A 15,625-nucleotide genomic window follows, 5' to 3' on the forward strand; every position below is an offset into this window, starting at 1 on the left:
TCCCTATCTGATTTAAAGTCCCAGGCCCCGGTATGGGGGCTGATTTTCTCTGTAACCGTATACATTCCGATCCACATGGACCAGGTTCCTATGACAGTCCACGCAGCGTTTTTCATATCCCGGCCGGGGGTAGACCACGGTCCGGTGGGCCAACATGGCGCCGCGCTTGTTGGGGATATACAAAAGGTTGCGATGGCATTTCATGCACTGATCGTTTTTAAAGGCGGCGTAGGCTTTTTCCCGCTGCTCAGCCCGGTCGTATTCGCCGCCGGCGAAATGCATGGCGACGTCCTTAAGGCCATGCATTGTTTTTGCGTAAAAGAAATCCCAGGTGTCGTGGGGAGCGGGCAAGTGGCAGTCCATGCAATCGGCCACAAAGCCTTTGTCGTTGTTGACGTGGGTGGATGTCTTCCAGGAGTCGTAGGCTGGACGGATCTCGTGGCATGACGCACAAAACTGAGGCGTGGATGTGCGCACCATAGTGTAGTAGGTCAGGCTGAACAAAGGAAAAGCGACAACCAGTCCGAAAAGAATCAGCAAAGCAGATTTGAGATATCTCTTCATAAGCGCCCGTTTTTTTTATAAAGGATTATATGCTGTTCTTCAGGATAAGGGGCATGGACAGGCAGGTCAAGGTTTTTTCTACTTAAAATTCTCTGGCAAGCGGCAGTTTGAATTAATAGGCTGGCATATATCTCACAGTCATAATGCTCACGTCGTCATCAAAGCCCACAGGCCCCACAAATTGGGCGACCGCCTTAAAAACCGCATCGGCCAATTCCTGGGGAGGGCGCCCCCCATGCTCTGCGGCGATTTCCAAAAGCCGCTCCGTCCCAAAGCGGGTGTCATCCATCCCCAATGCTTCTGTCACGCCGTCGGTGTACAGCAAAATCTGATCCCCCGGGCCGAAATCCACCATGGCTTGCTCGTACTTGCTGTAGGAGCCCAGGCCTATTGCCGGGCCTTTGGCCGCAATTTTCTCCACGGTTCCGTGCCGCTTGATCAATAAAGGCGCGGGATGCCCGGCAGCCGAGACCGCAGCCAAGCCTCTGGCCTCGTCCACCTGGGCGTATACGCAGGTGAAAAAGGTGTCGAAACGTTCAAAGGGAAAAACCTCTTCCAACTCGTTCAGGACGGCTGCGGGAGGCAAGGGAAGAGCGCCCCCGCAATGGCGGCACGACAGGTTTTGCAATTGCTGGGAGATGGTCACCGCCACCAGGGAAGCGGCCACACCATGGCCGCACACGTCCACCATGTACAATGCGGTCAGCGGCCCCGGGGCCTGGAGGACGTTGAAAATATCGCCTCCCACATGGGTGGATGGAGCGAATTTCCAGCCCAGTTCCAGGCCGTTTTGACAATTCGCGGAGGTGGGCAGCAGCCCTTTTTGAATCAGCGCGGCGCTCTTTAAATCCCGCTGCACCTGCTCCTGTTTCTCGCTCAAGCGCATCCTTTGAAGCGTCAGCTCCGTGACGTCGTAGATAAGAACCAGCACCATGGGCCGGTCATGAAAGCGAATGTAGCGGGTGGAAAACTCCAGGTGTTTTTCCTGGGGAACGCCGTCAATGTAAAAGGTGCGTGAAAGAGAAACCTTGTCCGCGGGCACCTCGCTGAGCAGGGCGTTGACCAGGTTTTTCCGTAAGGCGCATTGAGCGCACTTGGTGGTGTTTCCGCAGCCTTTGCTTTCCTCCACGGAAAAAGTGCATCCCGCAACCTGGCCGAAGGTAAGGTCCGGATCCTCCATATCGGAAATGCCGAAAAGGCTTTTGAAAAATCCGTTCACCTGCTGAATGCGCATTTCTTCGTTAACCACCAGCACGGCTGTGTTGATGTTATTCAGGAGCAGGTTTAAAAACTCCCTGGATTCTTTGAGTTCCTTGATTTCCTGTGTCATCCGGCCTCAAAAGCCCGGTTGTCCGGGCCAGAAAAAATTATGGGTTAGGAATTATAAAAACTCCCATTATAAATATAGGACATGAATACAACGTATGCAAATTTCCAATATTACAAACAGCCGGCAAGGTCCGGTTTTGCTTAAGGATTGATCAAGTTGTTCTGAATAGCGAACCGAGAGATGTCCGCGTTGTTGCGCAGGTTGAGTTTTTTTAGCAGACGAGCGCGATAGGTGTCCACGGTTTTAACGCTAATGTGATAGGAGTCTGCAATCTCCCGGTTCGTATGGCCGGAGGCCAAGTGGCGCAAGACCTGCAATTCCCTTTTCGACAGGGAGTCCAGAAGCGACCCCCCCTTGGACCACCTGGAAACCCGCAAGGCCAGAAGCTCGGCCGCCTCTTCGGTGAGAAAGCGGCTTCCTGAATGCAGCTTTCGGATGGCGGTGACAAGCTGTTCCGGCGCGGATTTTTTGGTCATATACCCCATGGCGCCCGCCTCGATGGCGCGCACCACGTACTGCTCTTCTTCATGCATGGTCAGGATAAGCATGGGCAGGTCGGGAAGTTCGGCGTGCAGCCTGCTGACCACCTCCAGGCCGTCCATGCCGGGCATGGAGATGTCTACAACCGCAACGTCCGGGCAATGCTCCAGGGTAAGGTCAATGGCTTCCTTGCCGTTGGAGGCCTCCACGATGACCTTGATGTCCTCGCTGTCTTCAATAATCCGGCGCAAGCCCGCCCGGACTATTACATGGTCGTCTGCAAGCAAAACCCGTATCATGCTACTTCTCCTTATTCGCCCCGGAAACCTTAATCCGAAAAATAATCCGGCTCCCGGCGTCCTCGCCCGCTTCCACTTCCAAGGTTCCACCGGCCAGCATGGCCCGCTCCCTCATGCCGGCGATGCCCAGGCCTTCGGATTCTTCCACCATGCCGCCGTCATATCCCACCCCGTTGTCTGAAATTATCAGGGTGAACTCCTCCTGATCAAAGGAAAGGCTTACATCCGCCCGGTCCGTGGACGCATGGCGCACCACGTTGGTCAGCGCCTCTTGGGCGATCCGGTAAGCGGCGGTGGAAATGGCGTTGCCCAGATTGGGAATATTGTCATGCTCAAAAATACACGTAATGCCGGTGCGGCGCTCAAAATCGCTGGTGTACCATTCCAGGGCGTCCACCAGGCCCAGGTCGTCCAACACTCCGGGCCGCAGGCGCACGGCTATGCCTCGCACATCCTCGATGGTTTTATCGATCAATTCGCACATGGCCGAGGCCCGCTCCTGCGTGGCGGCGTCGGAATCTTTCAACCGCTTTTTAAACCAGACCGCGTCCATGCGAAGCACGGTGAGGATCTGGCCGAGCTCGTCGTGAAGCTCCCGGGCAATGGCCTGGCGCTCGGCCTCCTGGCTGATGATCATGCGGTTTGACAGGCGCCGCAGGGCTTCCTGAGCCTTTTTTATCTCGGTGACGTCCGTGGAGATGCCGCCGATGGCGTGGATGCGCCCCTGCTCGTCGTAAATGGGAAACTTTACGGACAAATAGCTGTGGTCCTCCCCGTCCACCCGAACCACATATTCCGACCGAACCGGCTTTTTTTCGCTCAAAACCCGGTGGTCCACCTCCCGGAATGCGTCCGCATACTCCCTGGGCATGCTTTCGTGCTGCGTCCTGCCTCGAACGTCCTCGTTGGAGATGCCGAAAATTTCCTCGTACCGCCGATTGACCATAATGTAACGGCCGTCGGCGTCCTTGATATGAACCAGGTTGGGAGTGTACTTGAGGATGCTGGAAATTTCCTCGGTCCTGCGAAAAACCTGCCGCTCCAGTTCCTGGGAATGCTGACTGAGCTTCTCCTGGGCCTGGTTCAGGGCTTCCTGGGCTTTTTTCTGCTCGGTCACGTCGACGGATACGGCCAGGGAGCGCACAAAGTTTCCCTCCTCGTCCCGCTCTCCAATGGCCGAAAGCAGCACGTCCATCACCTCGCCGTTTTTCTTGACGAACTGATACGGGACGTCAATGCATTCCCCGGTGCGCAGGAACTCGGGCATCATGGTTTCCCCAAGGTACTCGGCGGAGGACGGCGTCATGAAATCCCCCAGATGCTTGCCGATCACCTGCCCGGTTTCGTATTGCAGGGCCTTCAGCCAGTGGTCGCTCACGCTGACCAGCCGGCCTTTGGAATTGATGGAGTGAAGCATGGCCGGCGTATTGTGGTAAATGGCGCGATACCGCTCCTCGCTTTGTCGCAAGGCGCCTTCCGCCATTATTCGGCGATTGATCTCCACCAAAGCCCGGGTGTAAAGCAAAAACACCAACAGCCCCACCAGCACGATGCTGGTAATGACCACGATGCCGGTCACCCGGAACAGGTTGCTGGACACCCGCTGCGAGATGGCCTCCTCGCTCTGGATGTAATAGGCCGACCATCCCGGAAAAAAGCGGATGGGCTCTTCATGCATCAGAAAGCGGGCGCCTTTCAGCTCCACCGTATCCGGGGAGTCGGTGGGCCTGAATCCGATCCAGGACCAGGGGCCCGGACCGAACTGCTGGGAGTCCCGGACCTGATTGATCTGCTTTTCATTAAGGGGCCAAAGGGTCTTTAAAAGCCATTGCTTTTTGCTGGAAATGAACACCACGCCGTTGGGATCCGCCACCAGGACGTCCTCTTCGGGCCGGGAAGTGAGGGAGCTTTCGATCAAATCCACCAGGGCCTTGATGACCACCACGCCCGCAAGCTCGCCGTCCGAGCCCATGACCGGATGGCTGGAATACACTCCGCGCTTGTCCGAGACCGAACCCAGGGCGAGATAGGTGGCGGTGCGGCCTTCCATGGCCTTTTGAAAGTATGGCCTGAACCCGAAGTTCTTGCCCACGAAGCTGTCCGTAAAATGGCGGTTGCTTGAGGCTATGGTCAGGCCCGTGACGTCGATAAGGTAGCAGACGTCTGCGTTCAGGGTTTCCTTGAAATGGTCCAGAATCCTGTTGGCCTGTTCGGTGGCTTCCAGGTCCGTGGTTTCCAGCGCCCTGACGATACGCCGCATGCCCGCCAGGGTCTTTACGGGTCTCTCATTTTCGGTCAGGGAATCGGAAAGGTGCCTGGCGACCAGTTTGATCCGATTGACGGCCTGATGGTCGGCTTCGGAAACTGCGGCCTTTTGCAGAAAGGAGACATAAAGCACCCCGCCCGTAACAATGGACAAAAACGCCAGCAGGGCAAGCACGGAGACGATCCGCCTCAGGGCGCCTTCCGGGCTCTCTTTTTTATTCGAGCGTTTGGCCATTCTTCGCCGGTCCCTATTGTCATTACGGAAAAATGCTCCGGGATAAATATCACCGGAGCATTTCCAAGCCAATGAAAAAATGGAATGACTGCGATTGGTAAGGCCTGCGCCAGGGGCGCTCCGGTCTTCCTTATAATGGCCGTGAGGCCGTGTTTTCTTTTAATCCCTGTACGGAGCAGGCTCTTTTTTGAACAGGGTGTAATACCAGGCCCCGCTCAAAAGATACGCAAAGAACCAAGTCCCAAATACGATGAGAACCATGGCCTTGATGATGTCTCCGGTAGACCCGTTCAGGGAGAATCCCGGCACGTATCCAAACAGGAAGGGCGCCAGGTACAAAAATTTGGCGAACTTGAAAGAGGCGAAAGCCGTCCGCCACATATTGGCCTGGGCGATGGTCGCCCCTGCAAAGGCCGCAATGCACACCGGAGGCGTGATATTGGAATCCTGGGACAGCCAGTAGACGATCATGTGAGCCGCGACTTCGTTTACGCCCAAATGGGTGAGCGCAGGCACGGCCACAACTGCAGTGATAAGGTAGGCCGCTGTGACGGGAACCCCCATGCCCAGGATCAGGGAGGCCAGTGCAATTAGCAGGATGGTCAGAAAGAGGCGTCCACCGGCAATGTCTATGACGATATCGGCAAATGTCAGAATCAGACCGCTATATGTTAGTACGGCGATTATTATTCCTATGACGCCCACGGTGGCGCCGACTTTCAGGCTGCTTTCCGCGCCCTGACGGGAAGCCTCCACAAAGCCTTTTAAACCTATGCGCGTATCTTTTTTCACCCAGCTGAGCAGAATGCAGGAGCAGATGCCCAAGACGGCCGCAAAGCCGGGGGAATAGCCGATCAGCATGAGTGCGGTGATTAAAAGAAGCGGGACCGTGTAATACCATTCCTTTTTTAAAATCTCTTTTGCGCCGATCTCCGACTTATCGCCCCGGATATTATGAATCTTGGCTTCGTAATGAATCATGACAAACACGCTGAAAAAATACATGAGCGCCGGAAATATGGCTATGATCATGATTCTGGAATACGGCACCCCGGTCAACTCGGACATAATGAATCCGCCTGCGCCCATGATGGGCGGCATGAACATGCCGCCGATGGAGGCGGCGGGCTCAATGCCTCCGGCCACGTGGGGTCGGAACCCGGCCTTTTTCATAAGCGGAATGGTGAAGGCGCCCGTGGAAACCGTATTGGCGATGGCGCTGCCGGAAATGGAGCCGAACATGGCGCTGGCGATGACCGCCACCTTGGCGGGGCCGCCCACGCGATGGCCCACGGCGGCCAGGGGAAAATCGATAAAAAACTTTTGCGCCCCGGAGCTTTCCAAAAAGGCGCCGAACAGTACGAACAGCAAAACATAGGTGGCCAGCACGTTGGCCATGATGCCGAACACGCCATCCGCCTGATAATAAATGAACGTGCAGATGCCGATGAATGTGTCCCCGGGGTGGGCGATGAGGTCCGGCATGTACATGCCGTAGACGCCGTAGAGAATCATGATGATTCCAATGATCACAAAGACAAATCCCACCGCCCTGCGCGCCGCCTCGATGCCTATGAGGACGCCCACGACGGCCACGTATTTGTCCAAGTCGGTTTCGGCGCCGGCCCGGTAGTTCAGGGCCTCGTAATTATACATAAAATAGCCGCACACCAAAGCGGACAGGATTATCAGCACGTAATCGAGCACCCGCAAAAAAGGAATTTTGCTCTTGTAGAGAAGAAAAATAAGCATGTACGTGATGACAACATATATGCCCACATGAAACTGGTTGGCCGCCGGTCGCAGCACTGCGGAATACGAATAAAACCCCACCAGAAAAACCGACATGAGGCTGAATATAACTTTTTCAAAGCGATTAAGTGTATCGTACATGGCTCACCTGTATTCTTCCCCTGCGGAAAGCCCGGGACTCCTGTCTTTTTCCCGGAAACGCCCTCTGCCCCGGGCTTGGGCGGGGCCGCCCCAGAAGGACGGCCCCGGAAATTTCTGCTGTTATTTCAATACGCCTTTCTCGCGCCAGAACTTTTCGGCGCCGGGGTGCAAAGGAGTAATGATGCCTTTGATGCCGTTTTCAATGCTCATGGCCTTGGCGGATTTGTGGGTTTCCACCATGAACTTCAGGCCTTCATCGCTGAAGACCGTGGAAAGCAGCTTGTAAGCGTCTTCTTCGGTCAGGCTGGGGCTTGCAACCCACAGGGAGGAATCCTGGAAGGTGTTGGTGGGCTCGTCCACGCCTTTGTAAGTGCCGGCGGGAATGACAACCTTGGAGAAGTAGGGGTATTTTTTGAACATGCCGATTTCTTCGGCGTCTTTGTAAACGTCGATCAGGCGGATGTCGGTCTGGAGGGCGGCTTCAATAACGGAGGCGTTGGGATAGCCCACGAAAACCCAGAAGGCGTCCAGTTGCTTGTTCTTGAAGGCGTCGGCTGCAGCCCGGTATCCCTGAAAGCGGCGATCCACGTTTTCCCAGATGCCCAGCTCGGTGAAGAACAGTTCGCAATTGGCCGCGGCGCCGGAGCCGGCGTTGCCCACGCCCACGCGTTTGCCCTGGAGATCCGTGGTCTTTTTAATGTCGGAGTTGGCCCGCACCACCAACTGGGCCGGGGCGCCGTAAAAATAGCACATGGCCAAAACGTTTTCGTACTTGCGGTCGTCATTCTTCAGCTTGCCGTTGCGAGCCTGGAAAACATGGCCGGAATAGGCGACGGCCATCTGAGCCCGGTTGGCGTTGATCAGCCGGATGTTCTCAATGGATCCGCCCGAGGAGCTGGCCAGGACCTTGATGCCCGAGCCTTTCAATGAATCCTTGGTCAGAGAAGTAATGGCGCTGGCATAGTACTGAAAGGTTCCGCCGGAAGGGCCGCCGGAAAACTTGTACATCTTGGCGAAGGCGGTGGATCCGCCCAGGCAAAGAGCCATCGCCGTCATCACCACACACAAGAAAACTAACCGCTTTTTCATGACACGCTCCTTTTGCTCGTCTGATTGTTTTGGAATAAAAGTTGATCCCCCTGCCGTTCCGGTCGAGGGGACGGAAATACCCACGATGGACTCATCATATATTAAGGATAGGGCTCAGGAAAATTCTTGGAACTCTGATTCCTGTGTAAGAAATTTTCTGACAAAGATGTTTTGAGGTGAAATCTCGCCGGGATCTCCAAGGCGCTGCATTTCCTCCCGGACGTTATTCAGCCCCTCCGATTATTTGTTCTAACCGTAGAAGGCGCAGAAAACAAGGGGGGAAATAAAAGGTGGACTTTCGTTCATCAAGCGGCTTGGCATTGTTTCGTCGGGTCGCTTCGCGGTAAAATTGCAGGATTAACGGTCATTCCGGACAGATCAGGCGCCTGCTACAATGGCTTTTTTATTTTTTTTACCATCGTCCCCATTCCCGGCCTGAAAAAACGTATGCTGCGCACACTGGCAGGATACTGCTCTGCCGGCGCCGCCCAAGAACAAGGATGCCGCTTCGCGGCGGAATTTGTTGGGTTTCGCGGGGCTCTACCCAACCTACGATGCCGGCGTTATCCAAAAGATAGGAAGCATGGTAATAATTGATTTCCCCATCCTGGCTTCCCCGCCGGGGCGGAAGAGGCTAGCAAATGGCGCCGAAGGCCTTGCCCAGCTTGGTCTGGCAGATTTGCTCCTGCTCGTCCAGGATTTCCTTGAGAATGCGCAGGCGGGTCATGGGATTCATTAACACAGTCCGCAAAACCACCACGTCTCCGCCTTGCTCAGGCGGCCGCCGGAAGGTCGTCCGGGAAACGAAGCTCTTTCCGGCCTCGCGCTGATCCCGTTGCAGCACGATATTCAAGGCGTTCAGGCATTGGTTGATTCTGACGACTTCCTTGGGCTCGGCGTTTTTCAATCTTTCCTGCAAACGCTTGGGCACGTACCGATAGGTGAGGATGTTCAGCTCCGGCGGGGTGACCAGTTCAAAATCCTCCCTGGCCCGGATTTCCTTGGCGAATTGCTTGGCCAGCCCGATGCCGTGCTCCACCAGAATGCCGTAGCCTTTGACGCCCATCACCTTAAGGGCGCTGTCCAGGATCAGGGAGGTGGAGGCTCTGGAGCCGGCCAGGGATTTGATGCCCAAATCCACGGAGCCCGGCCTGGCGATGTAGGTGGAATGATAGGCGATGGCGTCCATGGCCCAGGGATTTTTAAAATACACCATGCCGCAGGTCATGGGCATGTAAAACTGTTTGTGCCCGTCGATGGTCACCGAGTCGGCCATGTCGATGCCTTCCAGAAGATACTTGTATTTTTCGGAAAACAGGGTCGGGCCGCCCCATGCAGCGTCCGCATGAAAATGGATGTTATGCTCGGCGCAGATTTCGGCGATCTTGGGCAAGGGGTCCACGGACCCGGTTTCGGTCGCGCCCGCGATGCCCACCACGGCCATAATCCGGGTTTTGGGATCGGAGTTGATTTCCTTGACGGCCCTGGCCATGGCGTCCACGTCCACCCGGTTGTTTGCGTCAATGGGCAGGCCGATGACGTTTTTATTGCCCAACCCAAGAAGGCCCGCCGCCTTGCGCAGCGAATAATGCCCCAATTGGGAAACCAGCACCACCATCCGCTCAATGCCCAAAGCCTGGTACGCGGCGAACATGCCTTCCTGCTCCACGCCAGCGAAGCCTTCGGCCTGATTCAGGATGTTGTTTCGGGCCACCCATAGGGCGGTCATATTGGCCAGGGTGCCGTCTTCGGTGAATCCGCCTAAAGACGTATCCACGCTTTGGATGTGGCGGGAGTAAAACGCGTCGTTCTGTTGGTAGATCATCCGGTGAATTTTAGCCAGAAGCTGTTTTTCGACAATGGAGACGATCTTGGAGGTTTCCAGCTTGACCACGTTCTGATTCAGGGCGGCCACAAAAGCGGCGAGGTGGACCATAAAAAACGGCATGGCGGAGGTCATGTGGCCCACAAAATAAGGCGAGGCCACGTTTACGGCGTGGGGAGCGATGTCTTCCACCAGTTCGGTGATGACGTCAGCCAGTTTTTTTTCCGGCTGTTCGCTGATCAGGCTGTTTTGGAAGCGGGAGGCCATTTCACGCAGGCTGCGTTCTTCGGTAATGCCCACGTGATCTCTTAAAAAATCCTGGAGCCCGAAAAAAATCTGCTCCATGTATTTTAACAAGGTGGCTTTGGCCGAGTCGTCTTCGCGCATGATGAATATGCGCTTCAAGGTTTCGCGGTTGGCTACAAGTTCCCTGCGCTGTGCCTCGGATGTCCGGTCCATGCTCCCTTTCCCCTTAATGTGAAGCCCAAAAAACCGGGGCGGTCGCTCATTTCCGCCCCATTTTGCGGCGTTCCCCTCGCCGCGGGAAAAAAAACGGATCGCCGGTCCGATTCTTTCCCAAGGGTAATCGGTATACCCTTACGAATGGTTAAATACAAGGCCTTTTCAAGGATTTTTGGGGGAAACGCCTTGCGAAACCGCGCCTCCGCCCGAAAATCAGGTTTGAGGACGGCCTTTTTTCCCGTTAAAAAGGCCGAAGCAGGATCTCCCCGCCTCGGCCTTATCGTTCTAACTCATACCATTTCCTTAAAATAAGCCTTGTTTCGACCTATCCCATGAAATCCAGGATGATTTGCAAAATCCTGCGCAGAGGCTCGGCAGCGCCCCATAAAAGCTGGTCGCCCACGGTGAAGGCCCCAAGATATTCAGGCCCCATGTTCAGCTTATGGATTCTGCCCACCGGCACTTCCAGGCCGCCGGTGACCGCCGTGGGGCTCAGGAGCTTCATGGAATCCGCCTTGTTATTGGGGATGACCCTGACCCAGTCGTTGGCCTTGGCCAGCATGTCCTCAATCTCATCCACGGGAACGTCCTTGGTGAGCTTGATGGTCAAAGCCTGGCTGTGGCAGCGCATGGAGCCGATGCGGACGCACAGGCCGTCAATGGGAATCTGCTTTTCGGTTCCCAGGATTTTGTTGGTTTCCACAAGGCCCTTCCACTCTTCCCGGCTTTGGCCGCTGGGCAGTTCCGAGTCGATCCAGGGGATGACGCTGCCGGCCAGAGGCACGCCGAAATTGTCCGTGGGAAAATCCCCGGAGCGCATGGTTTCCAGGACGGTCCTGTCCAGATCCTGGATGGCCGAAGCGGGATCGTCCAACAGCGCCTTGCTGGCGCCGGAAATGGAAGCCATCTGGGCGATGAGCTCCCGCATGTTTTTGGCTCCGGCGCCCGAGGCCGCCTGATAGGTCATGGAGGTCATCCATTCCACCAGGCCATTCTCGAAGAGTCCGCCCAAAGCCATGAGCATGAGGCTGACCGTGCAGTTGCCGCCGATGTACTTTTTCACACCCGAAGCCAGAGCCTTGTCAATGACCGGCCTGTTCACCGGATCCAGAACGATGACTGAGTCGTCGTCCATACGCATGGCCGAGGCCGCGTCGATCCAGTATCCGTCCCAACCCATGCTCCTCAGCTTGGGATGCATTTCCTTGGTATATCCGCTGCCCTGGCATGTGACGATGATATCCATGGGCAGGAGTTTGTCCGCGTCCATGGCGTCCTGGAGCAGGGACTCGCCCAGTCCAACATCCGGGGCCTTTTGTCCGGTCTGGGAGGTGGTGAAGAAGAGGGGATCAAGACCGGTAGTCTTGAAATCGCCCTCAGCCCTCATACGGTCCATCAACACCGAGCCAACCATTCCTCTCCAACCTACAAAAGCCACTTTTGCCATGATTCCAAATCCTTTCGTTTAAGTATATATTAAAGCCGCACGCGGCGATTAACCTTTAATGATAAAGAAATTTTCAATTTAGTCAAATTAATATCCGGTTAAGCTCAAAATTTGTTTTCCCTACGCCCTGACTTGTATGCTATGCACTCCCATGCCTCAAGATGAACCCCATAACGCCAAGACCATGAACGCATCCCCGCCCCGCATACTGGGCCTAAACCCCTGGATTCACGACTTTGCAGCCTACGACGTGTGGGCCAGGCCCCTGGGGCTGTATTACATCCTGGCCATATTGCGAAAAGCCGGCTTTGCCGTATCCTATTACGACTGCCTGGGCAGGCCGGATACATCCCATCTGAAAAAAAACCGCTACGGCGCCGGCCCGTACCTCAAGCAAGCCCTGCCCACGCCGAAAATCCTCGGGGACGTCAAACGGCGCTTTTCCCGCTACGGCCTGGAGCCGGAACAGGTGCGCAGGGATTTGTCGGGCATGGACAAGCCGGATTTGATCCTGGTCACCTCCCTCATGGCCTATTGGTATCCGGGAGTGTTTGAGGCCATCGCTCTTGCCAAGGAAATCTGGCCGGACGTCCCTTTGGTTTTAGGCGGAACCTACCCGACTTTATGGACGGACCACGCACGAAATTTTTCGGGGGCGGACGAGGTTTTTACGGGCCTGGCTGACGAACGCATTGTGGATTTGGCCAATCGCCGTACAGGCTGGAGCGCCGAAAACCCTGTCAGGTCCGGCGCTTTGGACGAGTTCCCCTACCCCGCTTTGGATCTGGAGGGGACTCCCGTGTTTGCGCCCGTGTTGACCTCGCGAGGATGCCCCTTTCGCTGCCATTATTGCGCCTCGGGGTTCTTGAACCCGGAATTTTTACGGAGAAATCCTGACGCTGTGTTTGCGGAAATGCTTTATTGGCACGAACGCTACGGCCTTCGGGATTACGTGTTTTACGACGACGCTATGCTGGTGCAGCCGGAAAAGTATTTTTTGCCCTTGATGGATAAAATCCTCTCCCGAGGCCTGAACTGGCGCTTTCACACGCCCAACGCAGTCCACATCCGCAACCTGACCCCGCGGACGACCAAAACCATGTTCCAGGCGGGATTCAAAACCATCCGCCTGGGGTTGGAGACGGCGGTCTTCTCAAAACGCAACGGCATGGACGCCAAAATTACCCGACAGGAGTTCCTGGACGGCGCGAAAAACATGCAGGAAGCCGGGTTTGACGCCAGCGTTGTGGGGGCCTATTTGCTGATCGGCCTGCCCAACCAGGATTACGACGCGGTGAGAGAGTCCATTTCCATCGTCAAAGAGGCGGGAATCCGGCCAGTGCTCACCCATTACACGCCCATTCCCCATACGGCCTTGTGGGAAGAGGCCAAGGCGTCTTCCCGGTACGATCTGGAGGCGGATCCCCTTTACACCAACCGGGCCGTGTTTCCCTGCCAAAGAGAGCCTTTCTCGTGGATGCTCTTGTCGGAACTGAAAAATCTGTGTGTTGTTTGACAATACCTACGCATAAAGAACCCTGCCTAAAAGAATGAATTGACATTTTTCGACGGATAATCAGTAAGAAAAAAATTCCCGTAAAAAATCAAGGTTGGCAACATATTCATCGATCGTGCATCCAAGATAATCCGCTGCCGTTTCCAGTGAGATCAAATTACTTGCATTTGCATGAAACACAAAACCTGCAAATTGCTCTCCACGTCTGCTGTCCGGTGTCGACTCCGGCTTGAAATAGTCAATGGAGAACGATTCTCTGCCCTTCCAATCATCAGTCGGCGTTGTGTCGTCTACAGTCAATTGACCCAACTCGACAGAACGGTCAGATGCGTTCCATATATGGTATTTGGCGCTTGTATAGCTTAGGCCGAAAGTCTCCATAACTGCGCGAAGTCCAGCGTTATAATTTTCGTGGGCCTTAAAAATCTTTAAGGCCTCCTCTTGCGGGGCTATAAACTCGACAGCAAAGGCATTTGCCCTCTGCTCCACATATTGCGTTTGCTGCCAGGGAGCCTCTTCCAGATCGTCATACCTGTCAAGTTGCAGGCTTGTCAGATTTTCATCTGGATCCCATAACAGGTGGCCCAATTCATGGGCGAGCGTTATACGGCGCACCCATTCACTCCTATTTTCCCCGACGATATTAAGAGCTATGCCCCTGTCATTTCCATTGGCAATCGTGGCCCCGGCAAACCCTTTCGGAAGCCGCAACTGAACCACTGGTATCCCTAACTCATCCTCGACCAGGGTGCGCAAATTTGAGATAGGTTGGTTAAAAGGGATACTCAAGGTCTTTCGGGTTTCCTGCGCCAAATAATATCCATGGCGCCAAGCCGGATAACCGGGGGCTCCATAGTTGGCAGACGGAGTAAAACCAATAAATTCCTTGAGAGGAAAAAGCCATTCTCTCAACTGATATTGCTTCATGATGACCCAGGCAGCTTCACATAACCGGGATATCAACTCTGTTGAGGCAGGTTCCCCGGTATTCCTGAGATCTCGCAATCTGTATCCTAAACGGTCATCTCCGCCAGCCTTTGGTGCAAAGGAAATCTTATGTCCATCCAGAGCCAGTTCCTGGGCGATCTTCTCCAGAACTCGGATTGGATTTCGGGTCATGGGATCTTCCGCATTTTTGATATCTGAAATACTTAGCCCAGCACGTTGGGCAAGTTCGGACTCCGTATAGCCAATCTGTTTTCTTCTATCAGCCAATGTCGCAGCAGGCTCATCGGGATTAGCAGGTAAGATAGCGCTTCCATACGAGGCGATTTCCTGTAAAACAGGAAGCCCGTACGCCTTATAGGCTTCCCATGCTGAAAGGCGCCGGCCTGTGGAGGCCGGGCTATATTCAGCAATTTGATCCTGGCTTCTGACAAAAAGTTTTTGGGAGGAACGAGCTCTTTCCTCCGGTGTTTCACCCTTGCTGTCCAAACCGAAAATAAGGGCAAGCTCAAGATTATCTAATCCAGCCATTCAGGTTCACCTCTTAAAAAACGAAACTCTCTTGCTGTTTCATTATCCCAGCCCATGCTGGCAACTGAAAAGCCAGCATCCCTAAAGGCTTGAGCAGCACTCGCCAACTCTTCTGAATTACGAGGTTTATAGCGAGAAGATCCTCCATTAATCACCACTGTACGGGCGTCATAAAACCATAATTCTCCTGCGGTATGAGCTGCTTTTCCGCCTGTGAGATTTGTGTGTGATAGTCGCCCTCGTTCAAAATGCCGCCCATTACCACAATATTCAAGGGCGGCGGGGACATTCTCCATAGCCACCACCCACAAATATTTTGTTTGCATTGCTTTTGCTTCATCTTCTCTTGACTTCGGAGCAGCGCCGAACTTTATCTTTTCCGGGCAAGGAAATTCAATTTCAAAAAGGCCTTCTTCGGCCCCAATTTGAGTTACTTCATCTGGGTACTGTTGCCTTTTAAGATCAGGATTCCTTGCAGGATAAACGCTACGATGATCCTCGAAATACCCGGAAACCCTTTCCTCCATTCCAAGATACCCTCCGTTCAAGGGGTAGTCAACTGATATCATTTGCTTTGTCTAAGCGTACTTATTGTGAGAAAAAAGATCAATCAAAAACTGTATGCTCTTTTTTGTAGTGCAAGCTGAGAGTTCGACTGGCTGAAAAAGCGGATTTTGGGATTGCGATTACGCAGGACCGCCCGCCCTCCTGTTTTGGGATTTTAAGGAGCTAAGGCGGACTGGA

11 protein-coding genes are annotated in these 15,625 nt (G+C 54.5%); 1 reads left to right on the plus strand and 10 read right to left on the minus strand.

Annotated features, from left to right (window positions below):
• Positions 1–12: 12 nt before the first annotated feature.
• The 8 genes from G491_RS0103600 to asd all read right to left on the minus strand — a co-directional run bounded on the left by G491_RS0103600 (position 13) and on the right by asd (position 11,889).
• Positions 13–564 carry a cytochrome c3 family protein gene (locus tag G491_RS0103600; RefSeq protein WP_028313603.1) on the minus strand — a complete coding sequence of 184 codons (552 nt, stop codon included), beginning with the start codon at positions 562–564 and terminating at the stop codon, positions 13–15.
• A gap of 112 nt (positions 565–676) precedes the next feature.
• Entirely contained in the window at positions 677–1,894 is a 1,218-nt protein-coding gene (locus tag G491_RS33330) for a PP2C family protein-serine/threonine phosphatase (RefSeq protein WP_051327012.1), read from the minus strand.
• A 140-nt stretch (positions 1,895–2,034) separates the two neighbouring features.
• Entirely contained in the window at positions 2,035–2,673 is a 639-nt protein-coding gene (locus G491_RS0103610; RefSeq protein WP_028313604.1) for a response regulator, read from the minus strand.
• Between the two features lies 1 nt (position 2,674).
• Positions 2,675–5,173: a sensor histidine kinase gene (locus G491_RS33335; protein ID WP_051327013.1), complete on the minus strand. Its 2,499-nt coding sequence runs from the start codon at positions 5,171–5,173 to the stop codon at positions 2,675–2,677.
• Between the two features lie 159 nt (positions 5,174–5,332).
• Positions 5,333–7,066, minus strand: a complete 1,734-nt coding sequence (locus tag G491_RS0103620) for a TRAP transporter permease (protein WP_028313605.1) — start codon at positions 7,064–7,066, stop codon at positions 5,333–5,335.
• Positions 7,067–7,186: 120 nt separating this feature from the next.
• The gene (locus tag G491_RS0103625) at positions 7,187–8,155 is read right to left on the minus strand and encodes a TAXI family TRAP transporter solute-binding subunit (RefSeq protein ID WP_028313606.1); all 969 of its coding nucleotides are present in this window, start codon (positions 8,153–8,155) and stop codon (positions 7,187–7,189) included.
• A gap of 634 nt (positions 8,156–8,789) precedes the next feature.
• Positions 8,790–10,439, minus strand: coding sequence for a pyridoxal-dependent aspartate 1-decarboxylase PanP (gene panP / locus G491_RS0103630; RefSeq protein WP_028313607.1), 1,650 nt, complete (start codon positions 10,437–10,439; stop codon positions 8,790–8,792).
• Between the two features lie 328 nt (positions 10,440–10,767).
• Entirely contained in the window at positions 10,768–11,889 is a 1,122-nt protein-coding gene (gene asd, locus G491_RS0103640; RefSeq protein ID WP_028313608.1) for an aspartate-semialdehyde dehydrogenase, read from the minus strand.
• A 151-nt stretch (positions 11,890–12,040) separates the two neighbouring features.
• On the opposite strand from asd, the gene G491_RS0103645 reads away from it, so the two are divergent.
• Complete coding sequence (locus G491_RS0103645) at positions 12,041–13,405, plus strand: B12-binding domain-containing radical SAM protein (RefSeq protein ID WP_248635309.1); 1,365 nt, start codon at positions 12,041–12,043, stop codon at positions 13,403–13,405.
• A gap of 60 nt (positions 13,406–13,465) precedes the next feature.
• On the opposite strand, the gene G491_RS29325 is transcribed toward G491_RS0103645, so the two are convergent.
• Both G491_RS29325 and G491_RS33340 read right to left on the minus strand, forming a co-directional pair.
• Complete coding sequence (locus G491_RS29325) at positions 13,466–14,881, minus strand: ImmA/IrrE family metallo-endopeptidase (RefSeq protein ID WP_051327014.1); 1,416 nt, start codon at positions 14,879–14,881, stop codon at positions 13,466–13,468.
• Positions 14,869–15,408: a hypothetical protein gene (locus G491_RS33340; RefSeq protein WP_051327015.1), complete on the minus strand. Its 540-nt coding sequence runs from the start codon at positions 15,406–15,408 to the stop codon at positions 14,869–14,871. The genes G491_RS29325 and G491_RS33340 overlap by 13 nt, the downstream gene beginning before the upstream one ends.
• Positions 15,409–15,625: the final 217 nt, after the last annotated feature.

Source organism: Desulfatibacillum aliphaticivorans DSM 15576 (assembly GCF_000429905.1).
GTDB classification, from domain to species: domain Bacteria; phylum Desulfobacterota; class Desulfobacteria; order Desulfobacterales; family Desulfatibacillaceae; genus Desulfatibacillum; species Desulfatibacillum aliphaticivorans.

Coding starts and splice junctions, on each gene's coding strand:
- G491_RS33330 (WP_051327012.1), bottom strand. CDS start 1,894: ATGACACAGGAAATCAAGGAACTCAAAGAATCCAGGGAGTTTTTAAAC.
- G491_RS0103610 (WP_028313604.1), bottom strand. CDS start 2,673: ATGATACGGGTTTTGCTTGCAGACGACCATGTAATAGTCCGGGCGGGC.
- G491_RS0103620 (WP_028313605.1), bottom strand. CDS start 7,066: ATGTACGATACACTTAATCGCTTTGAAAAAGTTATATTCAGCCTCATG.
- G491_RS29325 (WP_051327014.1), bottom strand. CDS start 14,881: ATGGCTGGATTAGATAATCTTGAGCTTGCCCTTATTTTCGGTTTGGAC.
- G491_RS0103600 (WP_028313603.1), bottom strand. CDS start 564: ATGAAGAGATATCTCAAATCTGCTTTGCTGATTCTTTTCGGACTGGTT.
- G491_RS33335 (WP_051327013.1), bottom strand. CDS start 5,173: ATGGCCAAACGCTCGAATAAAAAAGAGAGCCCGGAAGGCGCCCTGAGG.
- panP (WP_028313607.1), bottom strand. CDS start 10,439: ATGGACCGGACATCCGAGGCACAGCGCAGGGAACTTGTAGCCAACCGC.
- G491_RS0103625 (WP_028313606.1), bottom strand. CDS start 8,155: ATGAAAAAGCGGTTAGTTTTCTTGTGTGTGGTGATGACGGCGATGGCT.
- G491_RS0103645 (WP_248635309.1), top strand. CDS start 12,041: ATGCCTCAAGATGAACCCCATAACGCCAAGACCATGAACGCATCCCCG.
- G491_RS33340 (WP_051327015.1), bottom strand. CDS start 15,408: ATGGAGGAAAGGGTTTCCGGGTATTTCGAGGATCATCGTAGCGTTTAT.
- asd (WP_028313608.1), bottom strand. CDS start 11,889: ATGGCAAAAGTGGCTTTTGTAGGTTGGAGAGGAATGGTTGGCTCGGTG.